Origin of the sequence: Allobrachymonas sp., assembly GCF_041912815.1 — a bacterium.
Classification (GTDB): Bacteria; Pseudomonadota; Gammaproteobacteria; order Burkholderiales; family Burkholderiaceae_C; genus Brachymonas.
The window spans coordinates 21,766-42,803 of the sequence record NZ_JAYRLV010000016.1 but is presented as its reverse complement, the minus strand read 5'-3'; the positions used below and the strand labels follow the sequence as shown (position 1 = coordinate 42,803).

The window sequence follows — 21,038 nt, the reverse complement described above, 5'->3', positions numbered from 1 at the left end:
TAGTTGTCAGGTCCCGGATGATTGGATTGTAAAAACCAAGCGTCCGCTACTGCTCAGCCGTGAGGTACTTAAAACGGTTGTGGCAACATGGCGCATCGAGACAGGAGAGACGCCATGCTGATCTCATTGCACAAGAACGCCACTACCACTCCAGCGATTCGTCTGGCGCTGCAGCAGTCGAGTGCGTCCGATCACGAGCTTGCGCGGCAATACGGCATAGGGCTTGGTACGGTGCGAAAGTGGCGCCACCGCACAAGCGTGCAGGATGCAAGCCATACTGCCCACCATCTGCAGACAACGCTCAACGCAGCGCAGGAAGAGCTGGTGATCTATTTGCGAACTCAACTGCTACTGCCTCTGGATGACTTGCTGGCAGTCATCCACGAATTCATTGAACCGACGATGAGCCGCTCGGCGCTGGATCGATTGCTGCGTCGCCGAGGGCATTCGCGCTTGCCTGCGGCCGCTCGACCCGAGCACGAAAGCAAGCCGTTCAAAGCCTATGAGCCGGGCTATGTGCATATCGATGTGAAATACCTGCCTCAGATGCAGGACGAGAACAAGCGCCGATATGTCTTTGTGGCCATTGACCGAGCTACGCGTTGGGTGTTCATTCAGATCAAGCAGTACAAGACAGCAGCCGCCGCGCGAGCATTTTTGGCTGCCCTGAAGAAAGCGGCCTGTTTCCACATCCGCACGATCCTCACGGACAACGGCAAAGAGTTCTCGGATCGTCTGTTTGGCAAGCACGAGAAGCAACCAAGCGGTGATCACGAGTTTGATTTGCTGTGCAAGGAGCTCGGGATAGAGCACCGGCTCACACGCCCCAGAACACCACGCACCAACGGCATGGTGGAGCGTTTCAACGGAAGGCTTAGCCAGGTGCTGCACACGCATCGCTTCAACAGTGCAGAGGATCTGGAGAAGACACTGCATCGCTTTGTGTGGCTGTACAACCAGCAGATTCCACAGAAAGCCCTGCGGCATGAAACGCCCGTTCAGGCTCTCAAGCGATGGCAGGGGTCACATCCCACGTTGTTTGAAAAGAACGTACGCAATCATCCGGGACCTGACACATAGTCAACGGCAACGACGCTGAGCAAAAGCACATGAAACGGCTGTTAGCTAATTTGCCACCAGAAGGATCAGTACGCATGTTGTCTGTGACAGAAAAGCAGTTTGCCAGCATGAAGCTGCTAGTAGGCCTTCCGCTTTTTCAGGAAAAAATAGTCGATGCAACCCAAATTGCGCTCTTCTAAGACCGTTTTGGAAGCACAAGAACCCGCGCTCCGTAAGGCGGGGCGCGGGTTTTGCAAGGGCTAGAGTGTAGCTATCCGGGGTGAGAGAGGGAGCTACAACGTATCCATGATGAATTCCTTTTGGGTTCCAGAGTGTAGCTATCCGGGGTGAGAGAGGGAGCTACAACTGGTGCCAGAGTCTTTCAGCGCCTTGAGGCGAGTGTAGCTATCCGGGGTGAGAGAGGGAGCTACAACATGGTCGGCGTGTGGGGCATCATCAAGCTCGAGTGTAGCTATCCGGGGTGAGAGAGGGAGCTACAACCAGCATCGCGCAGGGAGTCAACCCAGACGGGGAGTGTAGCTATCCGGGGTGAGAGAGGGAGCTACAACAGGCCATCGAGGGCGTCAGTGGCTCCGGCAGAGTGTAGCTATCCGGGGTGAGAGAGGGAGCTACAACCATCTTGAAGGTCGCCATCTCTGCCCTCAGGAGTGTAGCTATCCGGGGTGAGAGAGGGAGCTACAACTCAACAACGGGACTCCATTGCAGGGATTTAGAGTGTAGCTATCCGGGGTGAGAGAGGGAGCTACAACATCTGATGGACGAATACGGTGCCGACATGAGAGTGTAGCTATCCGGGGTGAGAGAGGGAGCTACAACGCACACTTCTACATCTCGTCAGTGTTTGGAGAGTGTAGCTATCCGGGGTGAGAGAGGGAGCTACAACGACCACGTCTCCGACAATCTTGCGACTCGCGAGTGTAGCTATCCGGGGTGAGAGAGGGAGCTACAACTGTAATGGCCGTCATTCGCGGCATTCTGGCAGTGTAGCTATCCGGGGTGAGAGAGGGAGCTACAACGTAATGTAATGGTCCCCCGTAATCGTCTGAGAGTGTAGCTATCCGGGGTGAGAGAGGGAGCTACAACGTATACAGTCGGCCCTTGAGGGTAAACCTGGAGTGTAGCTATCCGGGGTGAGAGAGGGAGCTACAACACGGACGCGAAAGTGGGCTGTTGCCGGTTCAGTTGACACCGACCTAAGCTTTTTGAGCTTGCTCGAACTGAACCGCCCTGGGTTTTGATGACGCAGGGGAACCTTTTGCCTCCTGTGGGATCGGTCACAATGTTCCTGTGCAGCCTGGCGGCTGGCTGGTGGGCATCTGGGGGTGACTCTGGGGCCTGCGTGGTGGCTGGGGCGCGGGGTGAAGGGGTGTTCTTCTTCTCCTTCCTCTTTTTCTTCTTCTTTCATCTCTTTCTGTCTCCCGATCATGTGGAAAAAAATCAAGACGCATCCCTGGTGGACGGTCATTGCCGTGGTGCTGATCGCGGCCGTGGTCTGGCTGGTCTATCGGCAGTGGTTCGCACCCAAGCCGGGGCCGAATCTCATTACGGCCACGGTGACGCGGGGGGACATCGAGGATTCGGTGCTGGCTACGGGGGCGATTCAGGCGGCGCAGCTCACGGATGTGGGCTCGCAGGTGTCGGGGCAGCTCAAGAAGCTCTACGTCAAGGTGGGCGACAACGTGAAGCAGGGGCAGCTGATTGCGCAGATCGACTCGACCACGCAGCACAACAGCCTGATTGCGGCACAGGAGGCAGTGGCGAACTACAAGGCACAGAAGGCGTCCAAGCAGAGCACGCTGGTGCTGGCACAGCAGACCTACACGCGGCAGAAGTATCTGTACGAGCATGACGCGGGCAGTCAGGCCGACATGCAGAGCGCCAGGCAGGCGCTGGATGCGGCGGTGGCCGATGTGAAGGCGACGGATGCGCTGATCAAGCAGTACAGCGTGCAGGTGGAGACGGCGCAGGCCAACGTGGGCTATACGCGCATCACGGCGCCGTCGGACGGGACGGTGGTGGCGATTGTGACCAAGGAAGGGCAGACGGTGAGTGCGAGCCAGTCGGCGCCGACGATCATCAAGCTGGCCAATCTGGACACGATGCGCATCGAGGCGCAGATTTCGGAAGCGGATGTGCCGCGCATCAAGACGGGCATGTCGGCGTACTTCACGATTCTGGGGGATCCGGACCGCAAGTACGACACGTCGCTCGCGAGCATCGAGCCGGGCCCGATCAACATGAGCTCTTACGAGGGTACGAACACCGACAGTTCGAGCAGCACGGCGGTGTATTACAACGGGATTTTCAAGGTGCCGAATGCGGATCACCGGCTGCGCATCAACATGACGGCGCAGGTGACGGTGGTGCTGCAGCAGGCGAAGAACGTGCTCACGATTCCTTCCGGGGCGCTGAGCCGCAAGCGCAACAAGGACGGCAGCTACACGGTGCGTGTGGTGACGGGCAAGAAGGGCGAGCAGAAGGTGACGCCGCGTGCGGTGCAGATCGGGCTCAACAACCGCGTGCAGGCGGAGGTGAAGTCCGGCCTGTCCGAGGGCGAGCAGGTGGTGGTGGGCGATGCCAGCGCCAACACCGGCACGAGTTCCACGCGTGGCCCGAGGATGTTCTGACGATGAGCCGCTGTCCGCACATTTTGCTGGCCGGGGGCGTGGCATGGGCTGCGCTGCCGGGCGACTCCCTGACGGGGAGGATCGCATGAAGAACCACGACGATCTGTCTCCTGAGACGGTGGCAGGGGCGGCGACCGGCGCTGGCGCGGTGCCGGTGACGCCCACTGCACCAGCCTCTGCGCTGGTCTCGGAGCCCGCATCTCCCTCTGCGCCTGCCTTGCCGTCGGCTGAGGCCGCCGGGGCGGTGCAAGGCGCAGCCGTCGCCGCTCCTGTTTCCGTTCCCACGTCCTCCACCACTGCAGAAGCGGCGGGGCAGTCGGCTCCCGCAGCGGCTTCTGCGTCTGCGTCTGCGCCTTCCGGGCCGGTGGGGGTCGATGCCGATTTCAGCCAGGACGACAGCCGCCATCCGCTGCTGGAGGTGCACAACCTGGTGCGCGAGTTTCCGGCGGGCGACGAGATGGTGGCCGTGCTCAAGGACATCAACCTGACCATCCGGGCCGGGGAGATGGTGGCGATCATCGGGCCGTCGGGCTCGGGCAAGTCGACGCTGATGAACATTCTCGGCTGTCTGGACCGGCCCTCGCGCGGCAGCTACCGCGTGGCGGGCAAGGAGACGCGCGAGATGCAGCCCGACGAGCTGGCGCGGCTGCGGCGGGAGCATTTCGGGTTCATCTTCCAGCGCTATCACCTCATGGGCGACCTGACGGCGGTGGGCAATGTGGAGATTCCGTCCATCTATGCCGGGGTCGATGCCGGCACGCGGGCACGGCGTGCCGAGGAGCTGCTGACGCGGCTGGGGCTGGGGCAGCGCTTCGACCACAAGCCGGGGCAGCTCTCGGGCGGGCAGCAGCAGCGGGTGTCGATTGCCCGGGCGCTGATGAATGGGGGCGACGTGATCCTGGCCGACGAGCCGACCGGGGCGCTCGACCAGGCCAGCGGGCATGAGGTGATGCAGATTCTCAAGGAGCTGCATGCCGATGGCCACACCATCATTCTCGTGACGCACGATGCCAAGGTGGCGGCCGAGGCCGAGCGTGTGCTGGAGATCACCGATGGCCGGATCGTGCGCGACTACCTCAACAAGGACCAGCCCGGCATCGTGCAGAAGCCGCACGAGCCGGTGCCGCCGCCCAAGCCGGGCTGGCACGCGAGCCTGGCACAGTTCGGCGAGGCTCTGCACATGGCTGTGCGCTCCATGGTGGGCCACAAGCTGCGCACGCTGCTGACGATGCTGGGCATCATCATCGGCATTGCCTCGGTGGTGTCGGTAGTGGCGCTGGGCAACGGCTCGCAGCAGAAGATTCTGGCCGACATTGCCAGCATGGGCACCAACACCATCGACATCATGCCGGGCACCGGCTTTGGCGACCGCACGGCCGGGCGCATCCGCACGCTCAAGCCGGGCGATGCGACCGCGCTCTCCAAGCTGGGGTATGTGGACAGCGTTTCGCCCAACGTGAGCACGAGCAAGACCGTGCTGCGGGGCAACGTGAGCAAGACGGCCACCATCAACGGCGTGGGCGAGAGCTACTTCCGCGTGCGCGGCTACGAGATTGCCGATGGCGCTTCGTTCACCGACGAGAGCGTGCGGCGCGAGCTGCAGGATGCGGTGATCGACCCCAACACGCGCAATGCCTTCTTTGGCGATGACGAGAATCCCCTCGGCAAGGTGCTGCTCATCGGCAGCATGCCCGCACGGGTGGTGGGGGTGACGGCGCCCAAGGACAGCCCCTTCGGCAACTCCGATGCGCTCAACATCTGGCTGCCGTATTCGACCGTGATGAACCGCCTCATGGGCACGGACTATCTGCGCTCGGTCACCGTGCGCGTGGCCGACGGCTCCGACAGCAGCGCGGCCGAGGAGGGCATCATCAGCCTGCTGACCCAGCGCCACGGCTCCAAGGACTTCTTCACCCAGAACTCCGACAGCATCCGCCAGACGGTCGAGAAGACCACCCAGACCATGAAGCTGCTGATCTCGGCCATTGCCGTGATCTCGCTGGTGGTGGGGGGCATCGGCGTGATGAACATCATGCTGGTGTCGGTGATCGAGCGCACGCAGGAAATCGGCGTGCGCATGGCAGTGGGAGCGCGGCAGAGCGACATTCTGCGGCAGTTCCTGATCGAGGCCGTGCTGGTGTGTCTGGTGGGCGGGCTCGGCGGCATTGCGCTGGCACTGATGATCGGCTGGGCGTTCGATACGCTCGGCGGAGGCAGCTTCAGCATGGTGTTCTCGGTGTCGTCCATCGTGGCCGCGTTCAGCTGCTCCACGCTCATCGGGGTGCTGTTCGGCTTTCTGCCGGCGCGCCGTGCTGCCCAACTCGATCCTGTGGAGGCGCTTTCGCGCCAATGATGCCTGTGTCTGCCACCATGAAAAATTCTGCATTCCGTTCCGTTCGCGTCGTGCCACCCGTCCGCCTGGTGGCGGCACTGGTGGCGGGCGCCGTGCTTGCCGGCTGTGCCGGCACGCCCTATCACACCCCTGCAGTGCAGCTCCCCGACCAGTGGAAGCAGGCGGCCGGCCATACCCGAGAGGGCGTGTACGGCAGCCGCTGGTGGACCAGTCTGGGCGACAGCCAGCTCACGGCGCTCATCGACGATGCGCTCGCCCGCAATCCCGACCTGGCCGTGGCGGCCTGGAAGGTGCGCAGCGCGCGCCTGGCCGTGGGCAATGCCGTGGGCAACATGCTGCCCACGCCGTCGGCCAACGTGTCGGTGTCCAGCAGCCGTGCCCTCGACAGCGATACAGCCAACAGCAGCCGCAGCTCCTCGGCCAGCTTGGGCGTGAGCTGGGAGGTGGATCTGTGGGGTCGGCTGGCCGCCAGCAAGCGCATGGCCGACTGGGAAGCCGCTGCCACCGAGCAGGACCGCGAGGCCGCCGCGCAGGCGCTGGTGGCTACCGTGGCCAAGACCTACTGGCAGATCGCCACCCTGGACCAGAAGATCGAGCGCCAGCGCGCCAGCATCGACACCGCCCGCAAGACCCTGCAGATTGCCGAGGTGCAGTACAGGGCCGGATCCATCTCGGGGCTCGATCTGGCCCAGAGCCGCCAGACCCTGGCGAGTCAGGAAGCGGCGCTCACCACCTATGTGCAGCAGCGCGTGGAGCAGCGCCATGCGCTGTCGATCCTGTTCGACGCACCGCCCGAATCGCTGCCCGAGGCGGCGCAGCATCCACGTCTGCCCGCACTGGCAGCGCTGCCGGCCATACCGGCCGGAGTGCCGGCCGACGTGCTGGGGCGGCGCCCCGACCTGCAGGCCGCCGAGATGCGCCTGCGCGAATCGCTCGCCAATGTGGACGCCACCCGCACGAGCTACTACCCCACGCTCACGCTCACCGGCACGCTCGGCAGCGGCAGTGCCAGCCTGGCCAACGTGCTCGGCAATCCGGTGGCCACGCTGGGAGCAGGGCTGGTGCTGCCCTTCCTGAAGTTCGGCGAGATGCAGCGCAACACCGCCATTGCGCAGAGCAGCTACGAGCAGGCCATCATCTCCTTCCGCAAGACGCTCTACAGCGCACTGGCGGACGTGGAGAACGCGCTCTCCAACCGCACCCAGCTCCAGACGCAGGAGGCGCGGCTGACCGAATCGCTGGCGCAGGCCCGTCGCGCCGAGGAGCTCACCCGCATCCGCTACCGCGCAGGGGCTGTGGCCATGAAGACCTGGCTCGACGCGCAGGAAACCCGCCGCACCGCCGAAATGGCCCTCCTCGACGTGCAGCTCAACCGCGCCGACAACCTGGTTACCACCTACCAGGCACTGGGTGGCGCACCCGTGCTGCAGGCGGTGCCTGTCGGCGGGCCTGCACGGTAACGGGGCGATTCCTTCCGGCATGCCGGAACCACTGCCGCTGGCAGGGGGATGGGCTGCCGGAGTACACTGATCTGCGTCGGGGATCGGCCGGGTGGCCGTTTGCCGGCACGTCTTCAGGGCAGGGTGCAATTCCCTACCGGCGGTAGGCGCAGGGTGGGTGTCACTCGGCGCGAGCCCGCGAGCGCTCCGGTGTGCCGCGCATGGAAACATGTGGTGGCCCGGAGGTCAGCAGACGGGGTGCAAAGCCCCGGCCGACGGTGACAGTCCGGATGAAAGAAGACCAGCTCCACCCCTGGACCGCGGTCGCCAGTTGTCTGGCTGGTGCACCGTGTCCGCCGTGTCTGTGTGGCCCCTGCATCTGCCCCGGTTCGGGTTGTCCGGCCAGGGCGGCAGGGCTGCGCATGGTGGGCGTGCATCGTGTGCATGTCTGCGCTGCCCGGGCACGGGGCACGGGTGGAGGCTTCACGCCTTGAAAGCGTTTTTCCTGGATTTCCCATGAAGGAGCTTTCACATGTCCACTTCCCTTGATTCTTCCCTTTCCTCCCTGTCTGCACTCGGTGCTGGTGCCGCTGTGGCGGCCCTCCCGGCGCGGGTGCGCGAGCGCGTGCAGGCCGGGCTGCAGGCCCTGCGGCAGCAGGCGATGGTGCTGGTGCACGACGATCCCGAGCGTGAGGACGAAGTCGATCTCATCGCCGTGGCCGAGCACATGACCGTGCCGCAGATGGCGCAGATGATCCGCGACGGCAGCGGGATTGTCTGTGTGTGCATGCCCCAGGCCGATGCCGATGTGCTGGGGCTGGCGCCCATGGTGGCGCGCAACCGCAGCCGCCAGGGCACGGCGTTCACGGTGTCGGTGGAGGCGACCACGGGCGTGACGACCGGCGTGAGCGCCACGGACCGTCTCACGACCATCCGGGCCGCGCTGGCCGGGGTGCAGACGCGCGATGCCGGGCGGCTGGTGAGCCCGGGGCATGTGTTTCCGCTCGTGGCGCGTCCGGGCGGGGTGCTGGAACGTCGCGGGCATACCGAGGCGTCCGTCGATCTGGCCCGGCTGTCGGGCTGTGCGCCCATGGCGGTGCTGTGCGAGCTCATGAATCCGGACGGCACCATGATGCGCGGTGCCCAGGTGCGGGACTATGCCGCGCAGCATGGGCTGTGCCAGCTGTCGGTGGCGGAACTGGCCCAGTACCGTGCCGCCCTGGAAGCGGATGCACGCGGCGCGCGGCAGGGCCGCAGCACGCCGGTGCCGGCAGACGAGGCCTGCACGGCCTGCTGAGGCGGGCAGGGGGACGAGCCTGACCGAACCGAACGCCGAGCGCCGAGCGCTGGACAGGTTGGCAGGCCGCATGGCCGGTTTTTTCCCGGCCACATATTCCATTTGCTGCTGGCTGCACCTGTGCGGGCGATGGAGCGGTGTGTGGGAAAAGCCCCTGGGGGTTGCATTACAAATGAGAATCGTTATCATGCGCATCTTTGACCAAGGAGAGACGCATGACACGCCTGTTCATTTCGCTGGGGCTGTGCCTCGTTGCCACCGGTGCGCTCGCGGCCGACCCGGAGGTGGCGCTGACCATTCGCAACCATCGCTTCATGCCCGTCGAGGTGAAGGTGCCGGCGGGGCAGAAGGTGCGGCTGATGGTGCACAACCAGGACCCCACGCCCGAGGAGTTCGAGAGCTACACGCTGCACCGCGAGAAGATCGTGGCGCCGGGGGCCACGGTGCAGATTCCGATCGGTCCGCTCAAGCCGGGACGCTACCCGTTCTTTGGCGAGTTCCATGAAAAGACCGCGCGCGGCGTGGTCATTGCGGAGTGAATGCCATGATCGGAGCTGCCATCATCGTGTTTCGTGAAACGCTGGAAGCTGCCCTGATTCTGGGCATTGTGGCTGCAGCCACCCGTGCACTGCCGGGCCGGGGACGCTGGCTTGCGGGCGGGGTGGGCGCGGGGGTGCTGGGCGCGGTGCTCGTGGCCTCGCTGATGCGCACCATTGCCGATCTGGCCGACGGCGTGGGGCAGGAGCTGCTCAATGCGGGTGTGCTGCTGCTGGCGGCGGCCATGCTGGCCTGGCATGTCATCTGGATGGCGCGCCACGGCCGCCGCATGGCGCAGGAGGTGCATGCGCTGGGGGCCGAGGTGCAGGCCGGTGCACGCGAGATGTCGGCCGTGGCGGTGGTGGTGGCGCTGGCCGTGCTGCGCGAAGGGGCCGAGACGGTGCTGTTCCTCTACGGCCTGCTGGCAGGCGGGGGCGAGACTCCCATGCAGGTGGCAGGCGGTGGGACGCTGGGCCTGCTGGCCGGGGCGCTGGCCGGAGTGGGGCTGTATGCGGGATTCGTGCGGATTCCGACGCGGGTTTTCTTTGCGGCGACAGGCGGGTTCATCGTGCTGCTGGCAGCGGCCATGGCCGGGCAGGCGGCGCGCTTTCTGGTGCAGGCGGACTGGCTGCCGAGTCTGGCCACGCCGCTGTGGGACAGCTCCTGGCTGCTCGGGGATGACGCGCTGGCTGGCCGGGTGCTGCACACGCTCGTGGGCTACGAGGCCATGCCCTCGGGCATGCAGGTGCTGGTGCAGGTGGGCACGGTGGTGGCGATTCTGGTTGGCATGCGGCTCACGCGTGTGCCTGCCGGGGCGCCGCGTGCCCCGAGTGCCGTGCCGGCCACGCGCTGACATCGGGCGGGCGGGGCTGGCCTCCCGTCCCTGTGCCGGTCCGGTCGCCTCGGGCGGCCAGACTCTGTGCGCTCGCGTCAACTCCCCGCGCGGTGCAGGAACAGCCCCATGAGGCCGTAGGCGCCGGCCGTGGCTGCGCAGCTCAGCAGCAGGCTGGGCCAGAAGGCCGCCCCTGCGCGCAGGAGCGCGGGCAGCAGCAAAAAGAAGACCAGCGAAGGCAGCACGAGCCAGAAGATGTCGAGCGTGGTGGTGGCGATGCGCTCGCTGCCGGCGCCGTCCAGGTGCATCCAGACCAGCGCCAGCAGCGAGGTGAGGGGGAGTGAGGCGAGCAGCGCACCCCAGAAGCTGCTGCGGCGCGACAGCTCCGAGATGGCCACGATGAGCACGGCAGACAGCAGGGTCTTGAGGAGCAGGGCAGTCATGTCAGGCGGCTTCTTCGGGGGCGGGATCAGGGGATGAGGAGGCCGGTGGCGTGCGGGTGGGCGGCGGTGTGTGCCGCATGCGCCGCATCAGCGCGAGCTTGAGGTCATCGACGTAGGTGAAGAGGGCAGGCACCACCAGCAGGCTCAGCAGGGTGCTGGTGAGCAGGCCGCCGATGACGGTGATGGCCATGGGCGAGTTGAAGCTCGGGTCGCCCTTGCTCAGGCCGAGCGCGAGCGGCAGCATGCCGGCGCCCATGGCGATGGTGGTCATGAGAATGGGGCGGCTGCGCTTGTGGCAGGCATCGACGAGGGCGGCGCGGCGGTCCATGCCTGCGCGTCGCGCCATGATGGCGTAGTCCACGAGCAGGATGGAGTTCTTGGTGACGATGCCCATGAGCATGATGAGCCCGATCATCGAGGGCATGGACAGTGCGCGGTGTGTGAGCAGCAGGGCCACGAAGGCGCCCCCGATGGCCATGGGCAGCGCGCCGAGGATGGTCACCGGCTGCATGAAGTCGCGGAACAGCAGCACCAGCACGCCGTAGATGCACAGCACCCCGATGGCCATGGCGGTGCCGAAGCTGGCGAACAGGGTCTGCATTTCCTCGGCATCGCCCAGCTCGGCGATGCGGATGCCGGGCGGCAGGTGCTGCATGGCGGGCAGCGCACGGGCGGCGGCATTGGCCTGGCCCAGGGTGCGCGAGCCCAGCTCGATCTGGAAGCGCACGCTGCGGCTGCGGTTGATGCGGTTGATGACCGAGGGGCCGCTTTCGAGCCGGATGCTCGCCACATCGGCGAGCGGGACCAGCCCGGCGCGCCCCGGCACCAGCAGGCGTTCGAGGTCGCCCACGTGGGCGCGGAAGCTGTCGGGCAGCTTGACGCGGATGGGCACCTGCCGGTCGGGCAGGTTCATCTTGGGGAGCTGCTGTTCGTAGTCGCCTGCCGTGGCCACGCGCACGGTCTGGGCAATGGCGGCGGTGGTCACGCCCAGTTCGGCCGCGCGGGCACTGTCCGGGCGGACGATGAGTTCGGGCTGCACCAGGGCCGCGTCGCTTGTCACGCCGCCGATGCCGGGCAGGGTGCGCAGCTGGCGTTCGACCTCGCGGGCCGTCGCGGTGAGGGTGGCCGGCTCGTCGCCGAGCAGCGTGAGCTCCATCTTGCTGCCCATGTCGCCGCTGCCGATCTGGAAGCGGGCACCGGGCAGGGTCTGCACGAGGGTGCGCATGCGCGCGTCGATGTCGGCAATGGTGTCGGCCCGGTCGCGCCGGTGCAGCAGCACCAGCGTGAGCACGGCCCGGCGCACTTCGGCGGCGGCCCCAGGGTGGAAGCCGTCGCCGCTCGATCCCCCGCCCACCGAGGCGTACACGCTCACTACGTCCGGGTCCTGCGCGATGCGCTGGCGGGCGGTTTCGGCCAGGGCCCGGGTCTGCGCGAGGGTGGCGCCGGGGGGCAGCTCGATGGTGACCTGCGTCTGGCCCCGGTCGGCCTGGGGCACGAAGCCCGTGGGCAGCAGCGGCACCAGGGTCAGCGAGGCGGCGAAGAAGCCCACCGCTGCCAGCACCGTGAAGCGCCGGTGATCCAGACACCAGCGCATGGTGGCCATGTAGCGGCGCATGAGGGGGCCGTCGTCCGCTGGTGCGTTGCCGGAAGGGGAAAGGGCGTTGGTGTGCGTGGCATGGCCCCCGGCGCCGGCCTGGGGCCGGAGGAGGTAGGCGGCCATCATGGGGGTGAGCAGACGGGCCACCACCAGCGACGCCAGAATGGCGAGCACGGCCGTCCACCCGAACTGCTTGAAGAACAGACCCGAGATGCCGCTCATGAAGGCCGTGGGCAGGAACACGGCCACCAGGGCGAAGGTGGTGGCGATCACGGCCATGCCGATCTCGTCGGCGGCCTCCATTGCGGCCTGATAGGGCGTCTTGCCCATGGCGAGGTGGCGCGAGATGTTCTCGATCTCGACGATGGCATCGTCCACCAGAATGCCGACCACCAGCGCCAGGGCGAGCAGCGTGACGCCGTTGAGGCTGTAGCCGAAGTGGTAGAGCCCGAGGTAGGTCGGAATGATCGACAGCGGCAGCGCGGTGGCGGCCACCAGCGTGGCCCGCCAGTCGCGCAGGAAGAGGAACACCACCAGCACCGCCAGCAGCGCGCCCTCGTAGAGCAGGTGCATGCTGCCGTCGAAGTTCTCCTGCACCGGGGCTGCGTTGTCCACGATGCGGGCAATGACTGCCTGCGGATGGCCGGCCTGCAGTTCGTCCATGGCACGCGCCACGGCCTGGGCCACTTCCAGCTCGCTCGCTCCCTTGGCCCGGAAGATCTCGACCGCCACCACGGGCTGGCCGTTGACCAGCGCCACGGCGCGCGGCTCGGCCACGGTGTCGCGCACATCGGCCACGTCGCCGAGCCGGGCCGTGGCGCCGCTGGCGAGCGGAATGGCCATGCCGGCGAGCTGGTCGGCCGTCTGGGCCGAGGCCACGGTGCGCACGGTCTGCTCGGCGCCGCCCACATCGCCACGGCCGCCGGGAGCGTCCTGCTGCACCAGCGCGAGCTGGCGCGAGACTTCGGCCGCCGTCACGCCCAGGGCCTGCATGCGGTCGGGATCGAGCACCACCTGCACCTCGCGTGTCACGCCCCCCACGCGCTTGACCGCGCCCACGCCGGCAATGCTCAGCAGGCGCTTGGCGACGGTATGGTCCACGTACCACGAGAGCTGCTGCGCGTCCCAGCCGGAGCCGGGTTCGAGCCGCAGCGCGTATACCTCCACCACGCGGCCGGAGGTGGGCAGCTTGCTGATGATGGGCTCGCGGATGTCGGCGGGCAGGTCGGAGCGCACCTGCGAGACGGCGTCGCGCACCTCGGTGACGGCATCGGTGATGTTCTTCTCGAGCTGGAATTCGACGGTGATCGTCGTCACCCCGTCGAGCACCGTGGTGTACATGTTCTTGATGCCGGTGACGGTGGCGACCGAGTCCTCGATCTTGCGCGCGACCTCGGTTTCGAGCTGGGCGGGTGCGGCGCCCGGCTGGGTGACGGTCACGGTGACGATCGGGAGCTGGATGTCCGGAAAGTCCTGCACCAGCGTCATGCGGAAGGCCAGCAGCCCGGCGAGCGTGAGCAGTGCGAACAGCAGAATCGCAGGCACCGGGTTGCGGATGGAGAAGGCTGAAAAGTTCACGCCGGCCCTCCGGCACTGGCCCGGGCCATGGCGCGCTGCCGCAGGGCCTCGTCCATGGCGACGAACCCCTGGCGGGTGGCCCCCTGCAGACTGCGCCGCAGCGGCGCAACCAGCAGGCCCGTGAAGCGTTCGTGCTGGGTGAAGCGCGTGTGGCCGTGAGGCGCGTCGGTCAGCAGGAGCGCATGTTCGCCATCGAACAGGCCGGGTATGCCGAGGCGCCCCAGCCAGCGCAGTTCATGCCCCTCGCGGCACGCGAGCACCCGGGGCCGAAAGCGCATGCTCCGGCCGCCCGGAGGCTGCAGATCCACCTGCAGACGTGCGCCAGGCTGCAGGGGGCCCTGAACGGCGCGCATGAAGGGATTCCACTCCGGATAGGCCGCAAGGTCGGTCAGGATGGCCCACACCTGGGCGCGGGGGACTGGAATATCGATCGAGGTTTCAAGCACCAGCATGGCGTGCGCCTTTCGGAAACAGGAGGGCGGAAGGAGGCGGGAGCAGCATCGTCATCGGGCCGACTGGACGCTCACCGTGTCCCCGTCGTTGAGGAATCCGCCGCCGGTGCGCACCAGCGGCGCGGAGCCGTCCACCCCCTGCAGAATCTGGACCTGTTCGCCCATGCGGGCACCCGTTTCGACCCGGCGCTGCTGCACCCGGCCGTCGGGGCCAACGGCAAAGACGTAGCTGAGCCCGTCGCGCGACACCACTGCGCTCTGCGGCACCAGCCAGCCGGCTGCCTCGCCGAGCACAAAGGTGCCGCTGGCATACATGCCCGCGCGCGCGCCGTGCGCCATGGCATCGGGCAGATCCACATACACCAGCGCGACCCGGCGCTGCGCATCGAGCGTGGGGGCGATCTGGCGCACGGTGCCGTCGAGCATGGTGCCAGCAGGCGTGCGCACGCGGGCCTTCTGCCCGGGCTGCAGACGCGGCAGATCCCGGGCCACCACTTCGGCCCGCCATTCGAGGCGGCCCTGTCGCACCATGCGGAACAGCTCGGTGCCTGCCGGCACCACGGCGCCGACTGTGGCACTGCGGGCGGCAATCACCCCCGCATCCGGAGCCAGCACGCGCGTGTAGCCCAGCCGGAGCTGCTGGGCATCGAGCGCGGCCCGGGCAGCCTCCACCCGGGCCGAGGTGGCCTTGGCCGCCGTGTCGAACTGGTGGATCTGCTGCGTGCTCAGGGCTCCCGTGTCGGCAATGCTGCGTGCGCGGTCGGCGTTGGAGCGCGCGTCGGCCGCCTGGGCCTGCGCTTCGAGCAGTGCCGCGCGGGCCTGCAGCAGGTCGGCATGCACCGTGTCGGCGGCAAACTCGGCGAGCAGCTGGCCCTTGCGCACCCAGTCGCCCACCTGGGCGTGCAGCCGGGTGAGCCGCAGTCCGTTGCTCTGGGCGCCGACGATGGCCTCCTGCCAGGCCGCAATGCCGCCCTGTGCCGTGAGCGTCAGCGGCACCTGCCCGCGCACGGGCGTGACGGTCTGCACCGTGAGGGCGGGTCGGGCCGGACCGGCCGCCGTGCCGGGCGGAGGGGCAGGCACCGAGCTGCGCTGCGTGATCCAGTAGCCGCCCACCAGGGCCGCTACCACGGACGCGGCGATGATCGAAAAGGCTTTGAGATTCATGGGACAGAAGGTGTAAGAGAGGCAGAGGCAGATCCCGTGGCGCTGGCCGCCCGCCTGGGGCCGGCAGCCGTGGAGCCAGGCAGAGCCGCCGTGCGTGCCGGAGCAGAAACGGTGGCCGCGCGGCGCTGGGCAGCCAGCAGGCGGCGTGCCTCTCCCTCGGCCACCAGCGTGCGGTCCGGCTGGGTGTCGGGCAGCACGCGGGCATCCCAGCCTCCCCCCAGTGCCCGGTACAGCGCCACCGCATCGTCACGGGTTTCCTGCCGCAGGCGGGTCTGGGCGGTCTGCGCGGCGAGCAGGTCGTGGCGGGCCTGCTCCAGATCGAGCAGGCTGCCCATGCCGGCGCGGTAGCGGGCCTGCGCAGCCTCGAACTGGCGCCGGAAGCCTGCCACGGCCCGGTCCATGTGCTGGCTGCGTGCGCGGGCACCCGCCAGGGCATCGAGCGCCGTTTCCACCTCGCGCACGGCATCGCGCACCGTGGCGCGGTACTGGCTCACGGCGGCTTCATACTGGGTGCGGGCTGCAGCGGCTTGGGCGCGGCGTCTTCCCCCATCGAACAGGGGCAGATCAAGCGCCAGGGGGCCGAAGCTCCAGGTCGAGCCCGAGGCCTGGCCGTAGCCACCCAGGCCCACCTGCATGCGGGCAATGCTGCCACTGAGCCCCAGCGAAGGGTAGCGGGCCGCCTCGGCCGCCCCCACATCGCCGCTGGCGGCTGCCACCGCCTGCGCGGCGGCGTACACATCCGGCCGGTGGGCCAGCACATCGGCCGGCACCCGGTCGACCGCCACGAGCGTGAGATCCGGCACCGGCGCCGTGCCCAGGCGGGTGCTGCCCAGCCGCTCCTGCAGGCGGGAGGCATCGAGCGCCGTGAGGGCCGACAGGCTCTTGAGTGCCGCTGCGCACTGGGTCGCCACCTCCTGCTGCTGGGCCTCGGCCTGGGCAGTGCCTGCCTCGGCCAGCGCCAGATTGGCCGCAGCGGTGAATCCCGCGCCCGCCAGATGCCGGGTGAGGCGTTCGGTGTCGGTGCGCGAGCGCGCATCGGCCAGTGCAATGTCGCGCTGGTCCTGACAGGCCAGCAGGGCGAAATACTGCCGCGCCGTGTCGGCCGCCAGCGTGAGCCGTGCATCGTGCCACTGGGCCTGCGCGCCCTGCAGCCGCGCATCGGCGGCCGAGCGGGCCTGGCGGAGACGGCCGAACACATCCAGCTCCCACTGCAGCTGGCCTCCCAGCTGCTTCGTGGTCATCAGCAGCGAGGGATCGGGCAGCTGGTTGTAGGTGCCGCGCGATACGCTGGCCTGCACATCTACCGAAGGGGCGAGCGCTGCCCGTGCCCCAACGGCTGCCGCACGGGCCTGGGCAATGCGGGCCGCCGCCGTCGCCAGCGTGGGGCTGGCCTCCTCGGCCGCACCGATGAGCGTCAGCAGGGCGGGATCGTTCCAGCGTCCCCACCAGTCGTAGAGGGCATCGAGACCCGGAGCCTGTGCGCCCTTGGCAGGCGTGGATGCAGCCGAAGCGGCCTCTTTGGGCACCGCCACAGAGGCTGCGGGCTCGACGGTCAGCGGCGCATGCCACCGCTCTGGCACCTGCGCCTCCTCGGCGGCCACCGTGCGGGGCGGCACATGCATGCATCCCGCGAGCAGGGCCAGGGCCATGCCCACTGCGATGCCTGCTGGCCATTTTCCCGCAGGCCTGCGCCATGGCACAGGCGTGTCTCCAGAGCGAAGGCACACAAAAGAAAAAAGCGGCATGAAAGAAAGCGGGGCGATGCCCATGAAAGGAGAGGGTATCGGCATGGAGGCGTCCCCTGGGCACGGCCGCCTCGAGCGGCACCACCACACGGCAGAAATCATACAGATCCCTCTGACCGCCTCCCACCGTGTCGGGACGGCATGCTCCAGGCGCATGCGGCAGCACGCCACCCGCGCATTCTGGCACCGTCAGGAATATTTGCCTCCTGGCTGTGCATGCGCGTTGCAATTTTTCGATTCCCGCATCAGACACGGCCCTGCCCACCCCGCACGGGGCAGCCCTGCCACGGAGCGGCAGAACGCTGTGATGCATTTTGAATGCCCGGCATCCCCTGCACTGTGCCAGGAAGCAGTCTGTGCGCAGCACACCGGCAGCATCCGGCACCACCCGGAGACATATCCCCGCCGGAAGCAGCAATCCACTGGGAGCTGTGGACACCATCCCCATGGGGTACGGTCGGTATTAAATTCAAAGTTGTAATGAGTGAGAATTCATTGCTACGATAGATCGTGCCATGCCTGCGCCAGTGCATCCAGAAAGCGCCGTGCGCTTCGTACGGGAACTGTGCCTGTCAGGCGTTCCTCCTGCCACGTCTTCCCGGAGGGCACGGAACAGGGCATCCCGAACCGCCCCCTCCCGATCGCAGCCCTCCCAGACCCGAGCACCCTTTGTCGGCAGAAAACACCCCGCCAGCCTTACCCAGATGCACATCTCCCCACCGGACAGGAGCCCCCATTGAGACCCCCCTCTCCCCCTCTGACGCGCCTGCACCGCCATCCGCTCTTTCGGCACATGGTCCGCGGAAGTGCAGCCCTTCTTTCCATCTTCTCTCTTTCTGCGTGCCATATGCAAAACTCCATCACCCCCAATGGGGGCACACCATCGGATATTCTGCTCAATGTCTTTTCAGGTGACGGCCCTGTGTACGGGCACCGCAAAAAGCATCCGCAACATGTCTATGAGATAACCATCAGGATTGATGACGCACCGGGTCCGTTTTCCAGCTTTGGCGCATCGGTCAGCATGCAGGGAAAAAATCCAGCTTGCGGGGTACCCCATGGTTTCCCGGCCGGAACCATCATGGCTCCGGATGGAGTGGTCCCATTTTCGCTCACACGAATATCCGATACAGAATATCGAGGCACATTTGCGACCGACCCCCTGGTGGATGAAGTTTTCTGGGAAGGACGGCCAGCCTGTGAATGGGAATTTGTTGCAGTAGGGTTTGGATTCTCTGCTACAGGTGCAGAGGGCGAGACAGGTTTCAGCGGCAGCTTGGATGCCAAAGAACTGGCCAGCGGTCGGCCTGTGAGACGGTATTACAGGAAAAGCATCTATCCAAAACATCCAGAAATAGGTGATTTAAAGGGATATGCAGACCTCGGCCATCAGTCGCCAGAACAATTCAGTCCGGAGAATAGAAACCACCTCTTCAGCATCACCGCTACCATCCGCGAGGTACGGTCATGAGCATCTCTACAGATCAATATGCCGAGCTTTCAGATCATTCCTACAATGATATAGGGGTCGGCGTTCGTCCTCATGGAAAAGAAGATCAAGTGACGCTCAAGGGGATAACTTCCAAAATCCTTGACCATGCCAGCACCCCCCGCACAGCCGACCGGGAACCCCTTTCCCTGTCATGGCTGCACCGCCATCCTCCGCTTCGACGTATCGCGCTCGAAATTGCGGCCCTTCTTACCACCTTCTCTCTTTCTGCGTGCCATATGCAAAATCCTATGACCAAAATGGCTGCGGCGTCCGCCGATGTTCCTGTGATTGCGTTCAAGGGTGATGGACCCGTCTATGCGCACCGCAACCCCCATCCCAGGCATGTGTATGAGCTCATTATTCAGACAGATGAGGCACCCGGCGCTTTCAATGGTTCTTATGCTTCCATCAGTATGACCGCCAAGAGTTCTGCCTGTGCTCCGGTTCATGGATTCCCGATAGGAGCGGCATCCATACCAAGCGCATTTGTGGAGTTTCCCCTTAAAAAAATATCCGATACTCAGTATCGTGGATATTTTGCAACGGACCTCTTGGTCGATGAGTCCTATTGGACTGGGAAGCCTCCGTGTGAATGGGATTTTGTGGCGATCAGCTTCAGTTTGAGCGCTACTGGGGCAGATAAAGAAACTGGTTTCAACGGAAGTATCGATGCAAAGGAGCTGGCCAGCGGCCAGCCTGTGAAAAGGTATTACTGGAAGGGACATTATCCAAAGCTTGCTGACATGGGCTCATTGGATTCATTTTCTACCGATGGAAGTAAAAATGTTGGAGAAATTCAGCCAAAGATGCGTGACAACCTCTTCACCATCACCGCTACCGCCCACGAGGTACGGTCATGAACATTTCTACAGATCAATATGCTGAACTTTCTTTTCATGCCTATGACGATATAAAGGTGGGTGTTCGACCACCCAATCATGAGGAAGAAGTGACTTACAAGGGGGTGGACTACAAGATTCTTGAGCATGCAAATAATCCCCGGACTGGCTATCAGGGCACCATTTACCAGAGAAAGGATACGGGCGAGATCGTGGTGGCCCACCGGGGAACAGAATCTCCCAAGAAGGACCTCCAGGATGCCATCACCGATGCCGATATGGTGCGGCATCACCACAATCAGCAGGTCGACGATGCGATTCGGCTGACGCAGCATGCCATTGAGCGAGCGCATAACGATCCAAGGCTTCCCCCCGTCACCGTGACCGGCCACTCCCTGGGCGGCACGCTGGCAGAAATCACGGCGCACAAGTTCAAGCTGCACGGCGAAACCTTCAACCCCTACGGGGCAGCAGGTCTGGACCTGCATATTCCCGAAGGGGGTACTGCAGTCATCAACCATGTGCTGGCAGGGGATGCCGTCAGCGCGGCCAGCCCGCACTATGGGCAGGTGCGCATCTACGCCACCGAAAATGACGTGGCCACGATGCAGCAGGCCGGCTATCGGACACGCAGCAACCAGTCCCTGTATACCGCAGGATGGCAGACAGCCCTTCCACTGACTCAGGCGGATCATGGGATTGCCAACTTTCTCACCCACGACGAGCAGGGCAGGCCACATGCCTCCGTCCTCAATGCACAGAATCTGCAGCGGGCACATGACCATGCGGAAATGATCGCGCACTATCGCCATGACGTGACCCTGCACCGCGGCACCATCGGGCGCCTGCTGGCCCAGGCGGAAATGGGCGCAGACACCGAGCTGCTGGCGCAGGCAGGCCCCGGTCGGGACCGGCTCCTGCCGGAAGCGGCCCTGTTGGTGCAGCACGGCAACCCGAAGATCGCGGCCTTCCACGACCGTGTGCAGCAAGAGCCGACTCTGGGGGGCTACAGCGAGCTGGAGCGCACGCGCATTGCGGCGGCTTGCTTGGCCCAGTCCCAGCGCATGGGGCTCGATGTGGCGGGGCTCACCGAGCTGGAGTGCTACGTGCATCAGGGCAAGGGACAGGCTTTCTTTGTGGCAGACGATCCTGCGAAGGCAGCACGCAATCCCTACACCAGCAACGCCACGGTGAATGTGGCAGTGGCCGTGCAGACACCCGTAGCCGAGAGTCTGGCGCTGGGACAGGGCTTTCAGGCTGCTCGCCACATGCAGGAACCGGTGCAGGGTCAGGGGCACATGGCCAATGGTCCGGTTTTTTCCTGAACATCCTCCTTGCGAGCGTGAGAGGCGTGGCGGCTGGTCTGGAAGCGCCGTACGGCGGCGGATGTGTACCCGAGACATGCGCTGCTCCATGCGGAGGCCTGGCGTGCACAGCGAAGGGCCGGATGCCTCTGGGGCAAGGGCGTGCGCCGCACAGGGGGCCGGTTCCGGGGGCAGGGAGCTGTTGTGCGAAAGGGTCAGCGAAGCGCATCGAAAACCCGCATGAGGGCACTTTTGTATG

General features: G+C 65.8%; 16 protein-coding genes, 1 CRISPR repeat array and 1 riboswitch. Of the genes, 11 read left to right on the top strand and 5 right to left on the bottom strand.

The genetic code is table 11. The features are described from left to right. Positions 1 to 114 precede the first annotated feature (114 nt). From ACE3P9_RS10705 to ACE3P9_RS10670, 8 genes are all read left to right on the top strand, one after another. Positions 115 to 1,080, top strand: a complete 966-nt coding sequence (locus ACE3P9_RS10705; protein ID WP_374494076.1) for an IS481 family transposase — start codon at positions 115 to 117, stop codon at positions 1,078 to 1,080. A gap of 29 nt (positions 1,081 to 1,109) precedes the next feature. Beyond that, entirely contained in the window at positions 1,110 to 1,259 is a 150-nt protein-coding gene (locus ACE3P9_RS10700) for a hypothetical protein (RefSeq protein WP_374494074.1), read from the top strand. Between the two features lie 63 nt (positions 1,260 to 1,322). Next, positions 1,323 to 2,230: a CRISPR direct-repeat array (repeat unit 37 nt; unit sequence GAGTGTAGCTATCCGGGGTGAGAGAGGGAGCTACAAC). A gap of 274 nt (positions 2,231 to 2,504) precedes the next feature. Continuing rightward, positions 2,505 to 3,707 (top strand): efflux RND transporter periplasmic adaptor subunit, encoded by a 1,203-nt coding sequence (locus tag ACE3P9_RS10695; protein WP_374494073.1) that lies wholly within the window; start codon positions 2,505 to 2,507, stop codon positions 3,705 to 3,707. A 457-nt stretch (positions 3,708 to 4,164) separates the two neighbouring features. Continuing rightward, positions 4,165 to 6,060 carry a MacB family efflux pump subunit gene (locus ACE3P9_RS10690; protein ID WP_374494078.1) on the top strand — a complete coding sequence of 632 codons (1,896 nt, stop codon included), beginning with the start codon at positions 4,165 to 4,167 and terminating at the stop codon, positions 6,058 to 6,060. 17 nt (positions 6,061 to 6,077) lie between these two features. After that, the gene (locus ACE3P9_RS10685; protein WP_374494071.1) at positions 6,078 to 7,520 is read left to right on the top strand and encodes a TolC family protein; all 1,443 of its coding nucleotides are present in this window, start codon (positions 6,078 to 6,080) and stop codon (positions 7,518 to 7,520) included. 105 nt (positions 7,521 to 7,625) lie between these two features. Next, a riboswitch (FMN riboswitch) is annotated at positions 7,626 to 7,805 on the top strand. A gap of 226 nt (positions 7,806 to 8,031) precedes the next feature. Beyond that, a complete protein-coding gene (gene ribB / locus ACE3P9_RS10680) occupies positions 8,032 to 8,796 on the top strand; it encodes a 3,4-dihydroxy-2-butanone-4-phosphate synthase (protein WP_374494069.1) in 765 nt (254 codons plus the stop codon). A gap of 215 nt (positions 8,797 to 9,011) precedes the next feature. Beyond that, the gene (locus ACE3P9_RS10675; protein ID WP_374494068.1) at positions 9,012 to 9,335 is read left to right on the top strand and encodes a cupredoxin domain-containing protein; all 324 of its coding nucleotides are present in this window, start codon (positions 9,012 to 9,014) and stop codon (positions 9,333 to 9,335) included. 5 nt (positions 9,336 to 9,340) lie between these two features. Then, entirely contained in the window at positions 9,341 to 10,186 is an 846-nt protein-coding gene (locus tag ACE3P9_RS10670) for an FTR1 family protein (protein WP_374494067.1), read from the top strand. 77 nt (positions 10,187 to 10,263) lie between these two features. On the opposite strand, the gene ACE3P9_RS10665 is transcribed toward ACE3P9_RS10670, so the two are convergent. Genes ACE3P9_RS10665 through ACE3P9_RS10645 form a run of 5 tightly spaced genes read right to left on the bottom strand, consistent with a single transcriptional unit; the run spans position 10,264 to position 17,048 of the window. Continuing rightward, a complete protein-coding gene (locus ACE3P9_RS10665; protein WP_374494066.1) occupies positions 10,264 to 10,608 on the bottom strand; it encodes a DUF3147 family protein in 345 nt (114 codons plus the stop codon). Position 10,609: 1 nt separating this feature from the next. Next, on the bottom strand, positions 10,610 to 13,783 hold the full coding sequence (locus tag ACE3P9_RS10660; protein ID WP_374494064.1) for an efflux RND transporter permease subunit: 3,174 nt from the start codon (positions 13,781 to 13,783) through the stop codon (positions 10,610 to 10,612). After that, positions 13,780 to 14,235: an SRPBCC family protein gene (locus ACE3P9_RS10655; RefSeq protein ID WP_374494061.1), complete on the bottom strand. Its 456-nt coding sequence runs from the start codon at positions 14,233 to 14,235 to the stop codon at positions 13,780 to 13,782. The genes ACE3P9_RS10660 and ACE3P9_RS10655 overlap by 4 nt, the downstream gene beginning before the upstream one ends. Positions 14,236 to 14,286: 51 nt before the next feature. Continuing rightward, a complete protein-coding gene (locus ACE3P9_RS10650) occupies positions 14,287 to 15,399 on the bottom strand; it encodes an efflux RND transporter periplasmic adaptor subunit (RefSeq protein WP_374494059.1) in 1,113 nt (370 codons plus the stop codon). Next, positions 15,396 to 17,048 (bottom strand): efflux transporter outer membrane subunit, encoded by a 1,653-nt coding sequence (locus ACE3P9_RS10645; protein ID WP_374494057.1) that lies wholly within the window; start codon positions 17,046 to 17,048, stop codon positions 15,396 to 15,398. Before ACE3P9_RS10645 ends, ACE3P9_RS10650 begins: the two co-directional genes overlap by 4 nt. A 943-nt stretch (positions 17,049 to 17,991) precedes the next feature. Between ACE3P9_RS10645 and ACE3P9_RS10640 the strand changes: the two genes are divergently transcribed. Genes ACE3P9_RS10640 through ACE3P9_RS10630 form a run of 3 tightly spaced genes read left to right on the top strand, consistent with a single transcriptional unit; the run spans position 17,992 to position 20,800 of the window. Further along, positions 17,992 to 18,615: a hypothetical protein gene (locus ACE3P9_RS10640; RefSeq protein ID WP_374494055.1), complete on the top strand. Its 624-nt coding sequence runs from the start codon at positions 17,992 to 17,994 to the stop codon at positions 18,613 to 18,615. Then, entirely contained in the window at positions 18,612 to 19,496 is an 885-nt protein-coding gene (locus ACE3P9_RS10635; RefSeq protein WP_374494053.1) for a hypothetical protein, read from the top strand. Before ACE3P9_RS10640 ends, ACE3P9_RS10635 begins: the two co-directional genes overlap by 4 nt. Continuing rightward, positions 19,493 to 20,800 (top strand): hypothetical protein, encoded by a 1,308-nt coding sequence (locus ACE3P9_RS10630; protein ID WP_374494051.1) that lies wholly within the window; start codon positions 19,493 to 19,495, stop codon positions 20,798 to 20,800. Before ACE3P9_RS10635 ends, ACE3P9_RS10630 begins: the two co-directional genes overlap by 4 nt. The last annotated feature ends 238 nt before the right edge of the window (positions 20,801 to 21,038 follow it).

What these genes read in the sequence shown, in the direction of transcription:
- ACE3P9_RS10695 (WP_374494073.1), top strand. Translation starts at nt 2,505, where the DNA reads ATGTGGAAAAAAATCAAGACGCATCCCTGGTGGACGGTCATTGCCGTG.
- ACE3P9_RS10635 (WP_374494053.1), top strand. Translation starts at nt 18,612, where the DNA reads ATGAGCATCTCTACAGATCAATATGCCGAGCTTTCAGATCATTCCTAC.
- ACE3P9_RS10655 (WP_374494061.1), bottom strand. Translation starts at nt 14,235, where the DNA reads ATGCTGGTGCTTGAAACCTCGATCGATATTCCAGTCCCCCGCGCCCAG.
- ACE3P9_RS10645 (WP_374494057.1), bottom strand. Translation starts at nt 17,048, where the DNA reads ATGGCCCTGGCCCTGCTCGCGGGATGCATGCATGTGCCGCCCCGCACG.
- ACE3P9_RS10650 (WP_374494059.1), bottom strand. Translation starts at nt 15,399, where the DNA reads ATGAATCTCAAAGCCTTTTCGATCATCGCCGCGTCCGTGGTAGCGGCC.
- ACE3P9_RS10640 (WP_374494055.1), top strand. Translation starts at nt 17,992, where the DNA reads ATGCAAAACTCCATCACCCCCAATGGGGGCACACCATCGGATATTCTG.
- ACE3P9_RS10630 (WP_374494051.1), top strand. Translation starts at nt 19,493, where the DNA reads ATGAACATTTCTACAGATCAATATGCTGAACTTTCTTTTCATGCCTAT.
- ACE3P9_RS10690 (WP_374494078.1), top strand. Translation starts at nt 4,165, where the DNA reads ATGGTGGCCGTGCTCAAGGACATCAACCTGACCATCCGGGCCGGGGAG.
- ACE3P9_RS10705 (WP_374494076.1), top strand. Translation starts at nt 115, where the DNA reads ATGCTGATCTCATTGCACAAGAACGCCACTACCACTCCAGCGATTCGT.
- ACE3P9_RS10670 (WP_374494067.1), top strand. Translation starts at nt 9,341, where the DNA reads ATGATCGGAGCTGCCATCATCGTGTTTCGTGAAACGCTGGAAGCTGCC.
- ACE3P9_RS10685 (WP_374494071.1), top strand. Translation starts at nt 6,078, where the DNA reads ATGAAAAATTCTGCATTCCGTTCCGTTCGCGTCGTGCCACCCGTCCGC.
- ACE3P9_RS10675 (WP_374494068.1), top strand. Translation starts at nt 9,012, where the DNA reads ATGACACGCCTGTTCATTTCGCTGGGGCTGTGCCTCGTTGCCACCGGT.
- ACE3P9_RS10700 (WP_374494074.1), top strand. Translation starts at nt 1,110, where the DNA reads ATGAAACGGCTGTTAGCTAATTTGCCACCAGAAGGATCAGTACGCATG.
- ribB (WP_374494069.1), top strand. Translation starts at nt 8,032, where the DNA reads ATGTCCACTTCCCTTGATTCTTCCCTTTCCTCCCTGTCTGCACTCGGT.
- ACE3P9_RS10665 (WP_374494066.1), bottom strand. Translation starts at nt 10,608, where the DNA reads ATGACTGCCCTGCTCCTCAAGACCCTGCTGTCTGCCGTGCTCATCGTG.